14 protein-coding genes are annotated in these 12,909 nt (G+C 60.6%); 4 read left to right on the top strand and 10 right to left on the bottom strand.

What is annotated here, in order from left to right:
- The first annotated feature begins 145 nt into the window (after positions 1–145).
- The gene (gene ispB, locus ACP2AU_RS15830) at positions 146–1,114 is read left to right on the top strand and encodes an octaprenyl diphosphate synthase (protein WP_426377201.1); all 969 of its coding nucleotides are present in this window, start codon (positions 146–148) and stop codon (positions 1,112–1,114) included.
- Here ispB and ACP2AU_RS15835 read toward each other — a convergent pair.
- Positions 1,107–2,093 carry a glutathione S-transferase family protein gene (locus ACP2AU_RS15835; RefSeq protein WP_426377188.1) on the bottom strand — a complete coding sequence of 329 codons (987 nt, stop codon included), beginning with the start codon at positions 2,091–2,093 and terminating at the stop codon, positions 1,107–1,109. The genes ispB and ACP2AU_RS15835 overlap by 8 nt on opposite strands.
- A gap of 141 nt (positions 2,094–2,234) precedes the next feature.
- Here ACP2AU_RS15835 and ACP2AU_RS15840 point away from each other — a divergent pair, with 141 nt between their 5' ends.
- Both ACP2AU_RS15840 and ACP2AU_RS15845 read left to right on the top strand, forming a co-directional pair.
- Positions 2,235–3,155, top strand: coding sequence for a LysR family transcriptional regulator (locus ACP2AU_RS15840; protein WP_426377189.1), 921 nt, complete (start codon positions 2,235–2,237; stop codon positions 3,153–3,155).
- 78 nt (positions 3,156–3,233) lie between these two features.
- A complete protein-coding gene (locus tag ACP2AU_RS15845) occupies positions 3,234–4,760 on the top strand; it encodes a WS/DGAT/MGAT family O-acyltransferase (RefSeq protein ID WP_426377190.1) in 1,527 nt (508 codons plus the stop codon).
- 66 nt (positions 4,761–4,826) lie between these two features.
- Here the strand turns inward: ACP2AU_RS15845 and ACP2AU_RS15850 are convergent, their stop codons facing one another.
- Positions 4,827–5,426 carry a DUF2057 family protein gene (locus ACP2AU_RS15850; protein WP_426377191.1) on the bottom strand — a complete coding sequence of 200 codons (600 nt, stop codon included), beginning with the start codon at positions 5,424–5,426 and terminating at the stop codon, positions 4,827–4,829.
- A 332-nt stretch (positions 5,427–5,758) separates the two neighbouring features.
- On the opposite strand from ACP2AU_RS15850, the gene ACP2AU_RS15855 reads away from it, so the two are divergent.
- Positions 5,759–5,962 carry a DUF6316 family protein gene (locus tag ACP2AU_RS15855; RefSeq protein WP_426377192.1) on the top strand — a complete coding sequence of 68 codons (204 nt, stop codon included), beginning with the start codon at positions 5,759–5,761 and terminating at the stop codon, positions 5,960–5,962.
- Between the two features lie 27 nt (positions 5,963–5,989).
- Here ACP2AU_RS15855 and ACP2AU_RS15860 read toward each other — a convergent pair whose 3' ends face one another.
- The 8 genes from ACP2AU_RS15860 to glyA form a co-directional block, all read right to left on the bottom strand.
- A complete protein-coding gene (locus tag ACP2AU_RS15860) occupies positions 5,990–6,517 on the bottom strand; it encodes a phosphatidylglycerophosphatase A family protein (RefSeq protein WP_426377193.1) in 528 nt (175 codons plus the stop codon).
- The gene (gene thiL, locus ACP2AU_RS15865) at positions 6,514–7,461 is read right to left on the bottom strand and encodes a thiamine-phosphate kinase (protein WP_426377194.1); all 948 of its coding nucleotides are present in this window, start codon (positions 7,459–7,461) and stop codon (positions 6,514–6,516) included. Before thiL ends, ACP2AU_RS15860 begins: the two co-directional genes overlap by 4 nt.
- A gap of 3 nt (positions 7,462–7,464) precedes the next feature.
- Complete coding sequence (gene nusB, locus ACP2AU_RS15870) at positions 7,465–7,941, bottom strand: transcription antitermination factor NusB (protein WP_426377195.1); 477 nt, start codon at positions 7,939–7,941, stop codon at positions 7,465–7,467.
- Positions 7,941–8,417: a 6,7-dimethyl-8-ribityllumazine synthase gene (ribH, locus tag ACP2AU_RS15875; RefSeq protein WP_426377196.1), complete on the bottom strand. Its 477-nt coding sequence runs from the start codon at positions 8,415–8,417 to the stop codon at positions 7,941–7,943. The genes nusB and ribH overlap by 1 nt, the downstream gene beginning before the upstream one ends.
- Positions 8,418–8,465: 48 nt before the next feature.
- Positions 8,466–9,581 carry a bifunctional 3,4-dihydroxy-2-butanone-4-phosphate synthase/GTP cyclohydrolase II gene (gene ribBA / locus ACP2AU_RS15880; RefSeq protein ID WP_426377197.1) on the bottom strand — a complete coding sequence of 372 codons (1,116 nt, stop codon included), beginning with the start codon at positions 9,579–9,581 and terminating at the stop codon, positions 8,466–8,468.
- A gap of 65 nt (positions 9,582–9,646) precedes the next feature.
- Positions 9,647–10,762 carry a bifunctional diaminohydroxyphosphoribosylaminopyrimidine deaminase/5-amino-6-(5-phosphoribosylamino)uracil reductase RibD gene (gene ribD / locus ACP2AU_RS15885; RefSeq protein WP_426377198.1) on the bottom strand — a complete coding sequence of 372 codons (1,116 nt, stop codon included), beginning with the start codon at positions 10,760–10,762 and terminating at the stop codon, positions 9,647–9,649.
- On the bottom strand, positions 10,759–11,277 hold the full coding sequence (nrdR, locus tag ACP2AU_RS15890) for a transcriptional regulator NrdR (protein WP_426377199.1): 519 nt from the start codon (positions 11,275–11,277) through the stop codon (positions 10,759–10,761). The genes ribD and nrdR overlap by 4 nt, the downstream gene beginning before the upstream one ends.
- A gap of 72 nt (positions 11,278–11,349) precedes the next feature.
- Positions 11,350–12,603: a serine hydroxymethyltransferase gene (gene glyA, locus ACP2AU_RS15895; RefSeq protein ID WP_426377200.1), complete on the bottom strand. Its 1,254-nt coding sequence runs from the start codon at positions 12,601–12,603 to the stop codon at positions 11,350–11,352.
- Positions 12,604–12,909 lie beyond the last annotated feature (306 nt).

Genomic DNA, 12,909 nt, shown 5'->3' on the forward strand with positions numbered 1-12,909 from the left:
AGTTGGGCGCGTGATTGTACGAAAAGCCGCCCGCCAATACAACCCGGAAGCGGACTCAAGTTGACACTGTAGGCAGCAATACCTAGCATTGCCGCGACCTGCCCGAAAACTCAACGAAACCACCAGCAAGGGACGTACCGGCCTGATGACAGCCCAGCGCATCTACGACACCGTAGCGGATGATTTCAGCCGCGTGAATGACCTCATCATCAAGCGGCTCGCTTCCGATGTCCCGCTGGTAGAAAAGATCGCCCAGTACATCATCGAAAGCGGCGGCAAACGCCTGCGCCCCCTGTTGGTACTGCTGTCCAGCCAAGCCGCCGGCTACCGCAGCGACGACCACCTGAAACTGGCGTCGGTCATCGAGTTTCTGCACACCGCCACGCTGCTGCATGATGACGTGGTCGACACCTCCGATATGCGCCGCGGCCGCAGTACCGCCAACGCCAAATGGGGCAATGCCCCGAGCGTACTGGTCGGGGACTTCCTGTATGCCCGGGCCTTCGAGATGATGGTGGAGCTGCAAAGCCTGCCTATTATGAACGTGCTGTCCCATGCCACCGCCGTGATTGCCGAGGGCGAGGTCATGCAGCTGATGAACGTAAAAAACCCGGACCTGAGCGAAGACCAGTACATGGTGGTCATCCACAACAAGACCGCCATGCTGTTTGAAGCCGCCTCTCACACCGGCGCACTGCTCGCGGGTGCTTCCGAGGCACAAGAACGCGCCCTTCAGGCGTATGGCAAACATCTGGGGCTTGCGTTCCAGCTGGTAGACGACGTACTGGATTACCAGGGTGACGCTGAAACCATGGGCAAGAACGTGGGCGACGATCTGGCCGAGGGCAAGACCACCCTGCCGCTGATCCACGCCATGGCCAACAGCAGCGACGAGCACAGACATCTCATCCGGCAGGCCATCCGCAAGGGTGGGCTGGAAGATCTGCCGAAGGTACTGGATATTGTGAAGGGCTCCGGGGCCATCGAGTACACCATGGAACGCGCCCGCGAGCAGGCAGCAGCAGCCCTTGCGCAGCTTGACTGCCTGCCGGCATCGGATTACCGGCAGGCCCTGGAACTGCTGACCGAAGTAGCGGTTGCCCGGGTCAGCTGATGGCATCCCGCCAGTGGGGCGCATCGAAGTCCAGCCGGGGGCCGGCCGGCACAACCTGGGTCGGATTGATGGTGCGCTGGCTCACGTAGTAGTGACGCTTGATCTGGCCGATATCGACAGTTGCCGCCACGCCGGGCACCTGATACAGCTCCCGCAGGTAGCCGGCCAGATTGGGAAAGTCGCGCAACTGCTGGCGGTTGCACTTGAAGTGGCTGTAATACACCGCGTCAAACCGCACCAGCGTTGTGAACAGCCGCCAGTCGGCCTCGGTTATCTGGCTGCCGGCCAGGTAACGCTGAGTTGCCAACCGCTCTTCCAGCCAGTCCAGAGACGCAAATAACGCCTGGTAGGCTTCCTCGTATTTATCCTGCGCTGTCGCGAAACCGGCCTTGTAAACGCCATTGTTTACCGTGTGATACACCCGCTCGTTCACCGTCTCAATTTCCTCCCGCAAGCCCGGGGGGAAAAAATCCAGCTGATCATTCACACCATCCAGTGCATCAAACGCAGAATTGAACATCCGGATGATGTCTGCGGATTCATTGCTGACGATGGTTTCCTGCTGCTTGTCCCACAGCACCGGCACGGTCACCCTGCCGGAGTAATCGGGCGCCGCCCGGGTATACAGCTGATGCATGAAATCCGAGTTGTACAGATGATCCTGGAAAGCGTCGTGGCCCGGCCGGAATTCCCAGCCATTTTCCACCATGTCCGGATGCACCACAGAAACGGAAATATGGTCCTGAAGACCTTTCAGTTTCCGGAAGATAAGTGTTCGGTGCGCCCAGGGGCACGCCATGGACACAAACAAATGGTACCGATGACTCTGCGCCGCAAAGCCACCGCTGCCCTCCGGCCCCGGAGAACCGTCCACGGTCACCCAGTTACGGAAACGCGCCGCCTCCCGCTCGAACTTGCCGCCTGTTTTATCGGTGTCGTACCACTGGTCGTGCCATTGACCATCAACCAACAACCCCATCAGTAACCTCCTGCCGGGCCATCAGGGACCATTCGATCCCCGCCCTGCGCCCACGATAATGAATTTATGAGGACAGGCTAACGGCTCTGCTGCTAGGCTGATAGCAAGCATTTCTGGCAAACACCTTCAGATAATTCGAACATGCATACAGCCATCACTATCGACGCCCTCAAGGTACTGGACGCAATCGACCGCAAAGGCAGCTTTGCCGGAGCAGCCGGGGAGCTGTTCCGGGTTCCATCCGCCATCAGCTACACGGTCCAGAAGCTGGAAGAAGACCTGAGCGTCAGCATCTTTGACCGAACCGGTCACAAAGCGGTAATGACACCCGCCGGCCGGTATCTGCTCGACGAAGGCCGCGCGCTGCTGGAAGCGGCCGAAACCCTGGCTCACACCACCAAGCAGGTCGCCGAGGGCTGGGAAACCCGGCTCCGGATCGGCTTCAACTCGCTGCTGCCGGCCCAATGCCTGTTTCCGGCCGCCCAGGCATTCTACAACCTGGGCGTGCCCGTGGATGTGCAGATTGTGGAGGAAGTGTTTGCCGGCACCTGGGATGCCCTTCAAAGCCGCCGCGTGGACCTGATCATCGGCGCCGACCAGATCAGCAAACCGGCTGGCAACTTCGCGACCAAAGCGCTGGGCGAGATCTCCTTTGTCTTCGCCGTCGCCGCCGATCATCCGCTGGCCAATGCCGCAGAACCACTGACCGAAGCCGACATCGCCCGGTTTCCCGCCGCGGTGGCTGCCGACACCTCACGAGCCCTGCCACCCGGGCACGCCGGCATCTTTCGGCGCCAGCGCACCCTGACCGTCAGCAACATCGACCAGAAAATCGCGGTTCAGGAGGCCGGGCTTGGTGTAGGCTGGCTGCCGCTCCCGAGAATTCAGCAGGCGCTGGCCCACGGCCGCCTGGTCACCAAAGCGGTGCATGAGCCCCGGCAACCCATCGCCCTGCATCTGGCCCGACACAGCGAAGACCAGGGCAAAGCGCTGATGTGGTTCTGGAACCGGCTGAGCGATGACCCTGGCCTGGGCCAATGGCTTGATACCACCAGCACCTGAGGCAACAAGGTCAACCGGGGAAGCCCCGCCCTGTTGTATACTCGTCAGCCAAAAATAGAGAGACAAGGAGTGCGTTCCATGCGCCAGCTGTCGGAACTGGATGCCTCATTTCTGTATCTGGAGTCAGACACCACGCCCATGCACATCGGCGGCGTCTATCTGTTTGACGCCAGCGGCCTGTCCAGCCCATTGGCGTTCAGCACGTTTGCGGCCTACTTGCGCAGCCGTCTCCATGTGGTTCCTCTGTTTCGCCAGAAACTGAAAGAAATTCCACTACGACTGGGCCGTCCCTACTGGGTAGACGATGCCGATTTCAGCATCGAACGGCACCTGGCCTATGTAAACCTGGGCGAACACGGCAAGCAGGCCAGCCTGATGTCCCTGGCGTCCAAAATCCTCGAAGAACCCCTGAAACGCGACCGGCCGCTGTGGCACATTACCTTCGTGGACGGATTTCAGCTGGACAGTCCGGAGGGCGAGAAAGCGGGGTTTGCGCTGATCGTCAAACTCCACCACGCCGCCATTGATGCCTTCAGTGGCGAGGAGGTCATGGGAAAGCTGCTCGAATACACCCCGAGCCCCCGCACCATAACCCCTCCCCGGCCGTGGCTGCCAAGGCAGGAACCATCGGAAGAACGGGTATTCATTCAGGCCGGGGCCAATATGCTCAAGACGCCCCTGCAACTGGCGTCCCTGGCCTACAACGCCGCAGAGGCCACCACCCGCGGCCTGGTGCAAAAGCAGCTGCACAAGCTGCCGCTGCCACTGCCTTTGTTCACCGCCCCCCACAGCCCTTTCAACCGGCAAATCACGGCAAACCGGCGCATTGTTTCTGCCAGCGTGGATTTGTCGCGGCTCAAGGCCATCAAAGGCTCCCTGGCTGACGTCACACTCAACGATGTGGTTCTTGGCCTTTGCGCGGAAACCCTGTCCCGCTACCTCGCCCGCCAGGACATCAAGACCGAAACATCCATGGTGGCCATGACCCCCATTTCCGTCCGTTCCAGCAGTCTTCGCAGGGCAACCGGCAATCAGATGTCAGCCATGTTGCTGGATCTGGCCACCGCGGAGCCCAACCCGGCAGCGCGCATCCGGCGTATTCACCGCAATGCGGTCGACTCCGAGCCCTACCGCGAAGCCATCGCCGCAGACCGCCTGACCGAATTGCTGCCCTCAACGCTGCTGGCGTTATCAGCCAGATTGTATTCCGAGCTGCAGGTTGCCCAGCGCTATCAACCCCTGTTCAATGTCCCCATCACCAACGTGCCGGGCCCGCAGGTACCGCTCTACCTCCAGGGCGCCCGCCTGGTGCAGCAATTCAACACCGCTCCGCTGTTCGACAGTCTCGGGCTGGTGATTGTCGCCGTCAGCTATCAGGGTAAACTCACCCTGAACTTTACCCTGTGCCCGGATGTGGTTGCCGACAGCGAGCAACTTCCGGAACTGATACACCAGAGCCTTGAAGCGATTGAGATGGCGGCCGCGGAGCTGGGGCAGGAGCAGGGGCACGAGCAATCTCCGGAGCCACGGCACAATCTGACAGACGATGTACTGGGCTATGCGGAAAAACTGCTGAAGGGCGGGTTGGGGCGATTTCGCCGATAGTGGCCAGGGCACACATCGGCCCTGACCGGAGCAAAAACAGGCCGGGCCAGCTGGCCCGGCCTGGTATCACTCAAACGCCCAGCGAAGAAACGCCTTCTTTTCTTCGTCCGAAGCTTCAACCCATACCGACTTGAGTCGATCCAGAGCGGTGCCCGCGGTTTCACCGGCACTGCTCGCGGTCCCGGCCTCGCTCGCAGGCAAAGGCGTGCGCTCAGATACCAGGCGAGATTGGCCATCCCATGCCTCAGAGGTGGCCACAGCGGTACCATCGGCGGCTACAATCCGGGCTGAAAAGTTTTCACTCATTGCTTCGGCAGCCCGACGGCTCTCCGGCTTTTCAAAGTCGAAGCGATAGACGGTATCCGGGCGGGCCTCGAAACGCGCAACCTGCCGCCCGCTGTCGATGACATGAACCTTGGATTCACCGTCGCGAACTACACCGGTCTTGGCCCAGATGGTTTTGTAACTGAAGACCACTTCGTTCGCACCCGGTTGCAACCCATAATCCAGCGCCAGATCTTCCACCAGGAAGTTGGTCATGCTACGGCCGTTAACGCTGACGACCTGAATCGCACCAGGCGCCTGGAGTACCGCCGGCTTGACCTCTGCGGGCAGCTGCCCTTCCCAGGTATCGATTCGCGCCAACGACGACGCGCAACCCGCCAAAGCGAGACTCGCAAGAACAGCCAGACATTTGAAAAGCCTTGGAACGTGACACATACTCAGTTCATCTCCTTATCCATAGGAATGGCCGACGCGGCGGCCTGCGGTACAAAGGGCAACAAAGGGCAACTCTGCCCTGCATTCTGACTATCCGCTTTCGCCAGAGCAAGGCGGCCGGGAGGATTTGCGCTCGATACCCAACGACCTGAAATGTGACGCGCGGCGTAAGAATGTAAAAAATTGTTGAATTCGGCACCAATTGGATTAATTTTAAACAGTCGGCTTACACAACGCGCTGCCCGAGAAAAAAAGAACAAGTGGGCTCAGGAGACAATATGGACACCCAGCAGAGGACAGGAGAACAAGGCCCCGTCCCGTTTCGCAGCAGTCGCTTTTTTTGCGTCGGGAGCAAATGGTACTTCACCACCCGCGAAGGCTTTGACAGCGGCCCGTTTGCATCCCGTGAGCGGGCAGAGATCGGCCTCAAACGCTTTCTTCATGTGGTTCGAATGCTACCGGAAGAACAACCGCTGCACTGAACCTGCCCAGAAAAGCGTGGTGCCCTCTCAGGCAAGGTAGGGCATCACCCAGCCATCAATGCCCCAAAGGCAGGCCAGCGCCATCGCCCCGGCCACTACATCGTCCACCATGATACCAACCCCACCCGGCAGGCGCTCGTCCAGCCAGCTGATCGGCCATGGCTTCCAGACATCGAATAGCCTGAATAACATGAACGCCATCAAAACGCCGTAGACCTGGTCCGGAAACAGCCCCAGCGCAATCCACATACCCACGAACTCGTCCCAGACGATGCCCCCGTGGTCATGCACCTTGAGATCGGCCGCGGTTTTTCCGCACAACCAGATACCAACAAAAAACGCCGCCAGCACGATCAGCCAATACCCGATGGGCGGCAGCCAGGCGAAGGCATACCAGACGGGAATGGCGGCAAGACTCCCCCAGGTACCCGGCGCCCTGGGCGCGGCGCCGCTGCCAAAACCGAACGCCAGAAGGTGCACCGGATTCCGCAAAAATCCGGGCGGCAGCAGGGTGTGTGCAGCTTCGGGCTCGTGGACGACACGCTCGTCAGTCATGGAGAATCCTCAAAATGGTCATAACCGCCAACGCGACCGGTTACCGCTCCTTCCAGCTGCAGGCCGGGCTGTGAGGTTATCGTACCGATCACCGTCAGGCCTTCCGCAGTGGGGCTTTCCAGCGCTGCAAATATCGCAGGTGGTATGGTCAGGCACAGCTCGTAATCATCACCGGCACCCAGGGCCAGCTCCCGGGCGGAGGGGCCTCGGAGCTCCAGCAGTTCGTTCATCACCGGAATTTTCCCGACCTCGATACGCGCACCAACTCCGGAGGCACTGAGAATATGGCCAAGGTCCGCCAGCAGTCCATCGGAGATATCAATAGCCGCCGAGGCCCGGCCAACCATTTGCTGCCCAAGAGTCAGGCGCGGTTGCGGGAAATGGTAGCGGGACATGATCGCGAGTTGCGATGACGAGAGTGTTGCGGCGTCAAGATAATCGAGAGCCGCGCCGGCCGCCCCCAGGGGGCCACTGACGCACACCAGATCATCGGCTTTCGCGCCGGCCCGGTATAGCCCACAACCTGCCTCGACGGTGCCATGCACCTGAATGGTTATGGTCAACGGCCCCCGGGTGGTGTCCCCCCCGGCCAGAGCAATACCGAAGCATTCGCTGGCCCTGGCCAGGCTGTCGGAAAACCCGTGCAACCATTCAGGGCTGGCGTCCGGCAGCGTCAGGGCCAGCGTATAGCACACCGGGCTTGCCCCCATGGCCGCCAGATCACTCACAGCAACCGCCAGGGCCCGCCAGCCCAGATACTCCGGTGGATAATGCCGGGGGAAGTGCACGCCCTCCACCAGCGTATCCACCGAAAAAACCAGGTCTCTGCCCGGTGGCGTGCGCTGAATGGCGCAGTCGTCGCCGGGCCCGAGAAGAAGCTGATCCTGCCCCGAACGTTCGGCCAGGGGCTGGAAATAGGTCCGGATCAGCTCAAACTCGCCCATGAATCAGCGTGGACGGGTCTCAGCCAGGCGAAGCCGGCGGCTGAGCTTGTCGAGGATGCTGTTCACGAACTTGTGCCCTTCGGTACCACCAAAGCGCTTGGCCATTTCAATGCCCTCGTTGATGACCACCCTGTAGGGCACATCAATACGGTACTTCAGCTCGTAAGCGCCAAGGCGGACAATAGCCAGCTCTACCGGGTCCACCTCGGGGAGTGGGCGATCCAGAAACGGCTCCAGCAGCTTATCCAGCTCTGCCTGCTCGCGGTGAACACCGCGCAGCAGGTCCCGAAAGTACAGGAGATCCACCTTGCCCATGTCGTTGTCGATCATGAATTCGGCTTCGATATCAGAGATCGGCGTCTTACTGAAGTGCCGCTGATACAGCCCCTGCATCGCCAGCGCCCTGGCCCGGCGACGATCGCCTGCCTTGGGCTGGCCGGTTTTCCCCGGTTGGGGAGATGTGTCACCCGCTTCGCTCATTACTCACCCAACTTTTTGAACAGACTGACCATTTCCAGGGCAGTAATGGCCGCTTCCGCGCCCTTGTTGCCAGCTTTTGTGCCGGAGCGCTCAATGGCCTGTTCGATAGAATCCACAGTCAAGACACCGAATGTCACCGGCACATCCGTATCCAGACTCACAGCACCCAGGCCGCTGGAAGCCTCACCGGCCACGTAGTCGAAATGCGGCGTTCCGCCGCGGATAACGGCTCCCAGGGCAATGATCGCATCGTAGTCTGAGCTTTCGGCAACCCGCTTCACCGCCAACGGCATTTCGTAGGCACCCGGCACCCGGATAATGGCAATGTCGTCGTCCGCAATACCGTGACGACGCAGCGTATCGATAGCGCCTTCAACCAGGCTTTCCACCACAAATCCGTTAAACCGACCGACCACAAGCGCATAACGACCGCTGCACTGGGTAAAATCACCTTCAATTACTTTGATATCTGCCATCTCGGGCTCCTTCACGGGCCATCGCCTTCAGGGCGATGGCCGGGTTAATCATTCGGGGGCGTAAGGTACGTATTCCACCACTTCCAGGTCGAAACCGGAGATGGCAGAGAATTTCACAGGCGGGCTGAGCAGGCGCATTTTGCCCACGCCAAGATCCCGAAGGATCTGAGACCCGGTACCAACGGTAAAATAGACGCCGGAGCTGCCTTTTCCGGAAGAACCCTGGCCTTGATCAAAGAACTCCTGAATCCGGTATTCCAGGTTGTAGCTGTCCTCTGCACTATTAAGAAGCACCACCACGCCCTTGCCTTCCTCGGCCACTTTTTCCAGCGCATGGTGCAACGGCCAGCTCCGGGAGTCTTTACGGCGGGCACCCAGCAGATCGCGAAGCGTGTCGGTGATGTGCACACGCACAAACACCGGCTCTTCCGGCTGGATATCTCCCATCACCATGGCCAGATGGGTGGCACCCTGGATATTGTCCCGGTAGGTATGGAGCCGGAACACGCCGTATTCGGTATCGAGCTCGTTTTGCTCCACACACTCAACCGTGCGCTCGTTCATGGTGCGGTAGTGGATCAGGTCGGCAATGGTTCCGATCTTCAGGCCATGCTCCTGGGCAAACGCCTCAAGGTCGGGCCGACGGGCCATGGAACCGTCATCGTTCATGATTTCACAGATCACGCCTGCCGGCTCGCACCCCGCCAGGGCCGCCAGATCGCAAGACGCCTCCGTATGCCCTGCGCGGCTCAAAACGCCGCCCGGGTCTGCCATCAACGGAAAGATGTGGCCAGGTTGCACCAGGTCCGACGCCTTGGCATCGCTGGCGACCGCAGCCTGCACGGTACGGGCCCGGTCCGCGGCAGAAATCCCCGTCGTCACGCCCTCCCGGGCCTCGATAGACAGGGTAAATTTGGTGCCGAAACCAGAAGCATTCTGCTGCACCATCAGCGGCAGCCCCAGCTGCTCGCAACGGTCTCGGGTCATTGGCATACAGATCAGGCCACGCCCGAACCGGGCCATGAAATTGATCGCCTCGGCATTGCAGTGCTCCGCCGCCATCACCAGATCGCCCTCGTTTTCGCGATCCTCGTCATCCATCAGGATGACCATTTTGCCTTGGCGGATGTCTTCAATAATGTCTTCAATACTGTTCAGTGCCATACGGTTCTGCACCCTTTCACCCCTGCCGGCACATCTGGCCGATACACGAGGCATGGATTGAATGATTAGCGACGGGTCAGGATCAGGCGCTGATCCGGCCCGACCTGACGACGGTCCTGCACGTTCCATTGCACTTTGTCAGCCATGCTTTCCAACGGCAGATGAGCGGTTGGCCTGCCGGTACTGCCCAAAAACACCGGTGCCTGATACAGCCAGAGCTCATCCACCAGGTCATCCCGAATGAATGTGCCCGCCAATGTCGGGCCGGCCTCTACCAACAACTCATTGATGCCCAGTTCACCCAGCGCATCCAGCAACTCGGCCACATCAACGCCATTGTCCTTCCACGCAACACCGGTAAGACTGATCCCCAGCGCCGCAAGATCCTGGGCCGGGCCCGTTGCCAGCGCTGAACTGGCGCAAAACACCTGCACATTGCCACCCTGGAGAATCCGGGCGCTGGCCGGTGTGCGGGCGTCACGATCGGCGATCACCCGCAAGGGCTGCCGGGAAGGGTCCGTGGCGTCACCGATGTCGCCCATTTCCTCGCGCCGAACGGTCAACGAGGGGTCATCAGCCAACACCGTGCCCACACCGGTCAGTATGGCATCGCTCATTGCTCTGAGGCGCTGCACATCCTGGCGGGCTTCCGGGCCGGTAATCCACTGGCTCTCACCACTGGCCATGGCGGTCCGGCCATCCAGGCTCGCCGCCATCTTCAGCCGGACCCAGGGCCGGCCCGTATTCATGCGTTTCATAAAACCGGGGTTCAGCTGCGCGGCCTGCTCTGCCAGCACCCCCTCCGTCACCCGAATACCGGCGTCCCGAAGCATCTCCAGCCCGCGCCCGGACACCGAGGGGTTCGGGTCTTTCACCGCCGCAAACACGTGAGCCACGCCGGCATCCATAAGGGCCTTGGCGCAGGGCGGTGTGCGGCCGTAATGGCTGCAGGGCTCAAGCGTAATGTAGGCGGTTGCCCCCCGGGCGTCACTGCCCGCTTGGCTCAAAGCCCGAACTTCCGCGTGGGCCTCGCCGGCACGCTCATGCCAGCCTTCGCCCACAATTCGGTCCCCCCGGGCGATAACACAACCAACGCGGGGGTTCGGATGCGTGGAATAACGGCCATGCCAGGCCAGTTGAACAGCCCGGGCCATCATTGCCCTGTCACGGTCTGAGATCATGCCTTGCCTTTGTCTGTACCGGTATCCACCAGCGCTCTGGCCACATCAACGGCCGCATCACCGTTGCCCTGGGAAAGGCGCTCGATCTCTTCCTTGAATTCGTTGATATCCTGAAAGCTCCGGTATACCGAGGCAAAACGCACATAGGCCACTTTGTCGAGTTGGCGCAGCTCGGTCATTACCTCTTCCCCAAGCTGCATCGACTTCACCTCACGTTCGCCGGTCGCCCGAAGACGGTACTTGATCCGGTTCAGGGCCGCGTCAATTTCCTCGATGCTGACCGGGCGCTTTTCCAAAGCTTTCATCAAGCCAGCCCGAAGTTTCTCTTCATCGAACGGCTGACGGGTACCGTCTTGTTTAACCACTCGCGGCATCACCAACTCAGCGGTCTCAAACGTGGTGAAACGCTCACGGCAGGACAAACACTCCCTGCGGCGACGAACCTGGTCGCCCTCGGCCACCAGGCGCGAGTCAATCACCTTGGTATCGGCTTCACCACAGAAAGGACAATGCATAATTCACCTGTTCAGGAAAGAAAGAACCCGGGCAATCAACGAACTGCCCGGGCTGACCCTGCCTCGGCCCAATCAGCCGTAAACCGGGAAACGGGCGCAGACCGCCTCTACCTGCTCACGGACACGACCGATAACGGCGTCGTCTTCGAGGTTATCAAGGATGTCGCACATCCAGCCGGCGAGATCCCGGCACTCCGCTTCCTTGAAGCCGCGAGTGGTGACCGCAGGCGTACCGATTCGCAGGCCGGAGGTTACGAACGGGGAACGCGGATCGTTCGGCACGGCGTTCTTATTCACGGTAATGTGGGCCTTGCCCAGAGCGGCATCGGCATCTTTACCGGTAATGTCCTGTTTAATCAGGCTGACCAGGAACAGGTGGTTTTTGGTGCCGCCGGACACCACGTCGAAGCCGCGCTCGATGAATACGTCCGCCATGGCCGAGGCGTTCTTGATCACCTGCTGCTGATACGCCTTGAACTCGTCGCTCATGGCCTCCTTGAAGCAGATGGCCTTGGCCGCGATCACGTGCATCAACGGACCGCCCTGACCACCCGGGAAGACCGCGGAGTTCAGCTTTTTCTGCAGGTCGGCATCGTCGCACGCCAGAATCAGGCCGCCACGGGGGCCGCGCAGCGTCTTGTGCGTGGTGGTGGCAACCACGTGGGCGTGGGGCACCGGGTCCGGATAAACGCCAGCGGCAACCAGGCCGGCAACGTGGGCCATGTCAACAAACAGGTACGCACCTACTTTGTCAGCGATTTCCCGGAAACGGGCGAAGTCCAGCTCCTGGGAGTAGGCAGAGAAGCCGGCGATGATCATCCTGGGCTTGTGCTCCAGCGCCAGCGCTTCCACTTCGTCGTAATCGATCAGGCCGGTATCGTTGTTGATGCCGTACTGGACGGCGTTATAAATCTTGCCGGAAAAGTTCACGCTGGCACCGTGGGTCAGGTGGCCACCGTGGGCCAGGCTCATACCCAGAACGGTATCGCCCGGCTTGAGCAGCGCCATGAATACGGCAGAGTTAGCCTGGGAACCGGAGTGCGGCTGAACGTTGGCATAAGCGGCACCAAACAGTTCTTTGGCGCGCGCAATCGCCAGGTCTTCGGCAATATCCACAAACTCACAGCCGCCGTAGTAGCGCTTGCCGGGATAGCCTTCGGCGTACTTGTTGGTCAGCACACTGCCCTGGGCTTCCATCACCCGCGGGCTGGTGTAGTTTTCCGACGCGATCAGCTCGATGTGCGCTTCCTGGCGCGTCTCTTCCGCCTGCATGGCGTTCCAAAGTTCGTCATCGAAACCGGCGATTTTCATATCACGAGTAAACATGGATGTGCTGCCCCTGTCTGTATGGCTGGCCCGGCATTGCCTTTTTGCACGCCGGAACCCCTGAAATTTTGGGCCGCTATTCTAGCTCGAAAGCGGGTCAAAAATCATCCTTTATACTGTCCGCAGATACCGGCACACGGGAGCCCCTCAATTGCTATCCCGGAACGCTTTAGATACCTTACCGGATCAAGTGCAAGCGGTCCGATCAAGGGCGGCGGGGGGGGGGGGGGGGGGGGGGGGGGGGGGGGGGGGGGGGGGGGGGGGGGGGGGGGGGGGGGGGGGGGGGGGGGGGGGGGGGGGGGGGGG

The organism is Marinobacter sp. VGCF2001 (assembly GCF_049943275.1).
In the GTDB taxonomy this organism is placed as follows: domain Bacteria; phylum Pseudomonadota; class Gammaproteobacteria; order Pseudomonadales; family Oleiphilaceae; genus Marinobacter.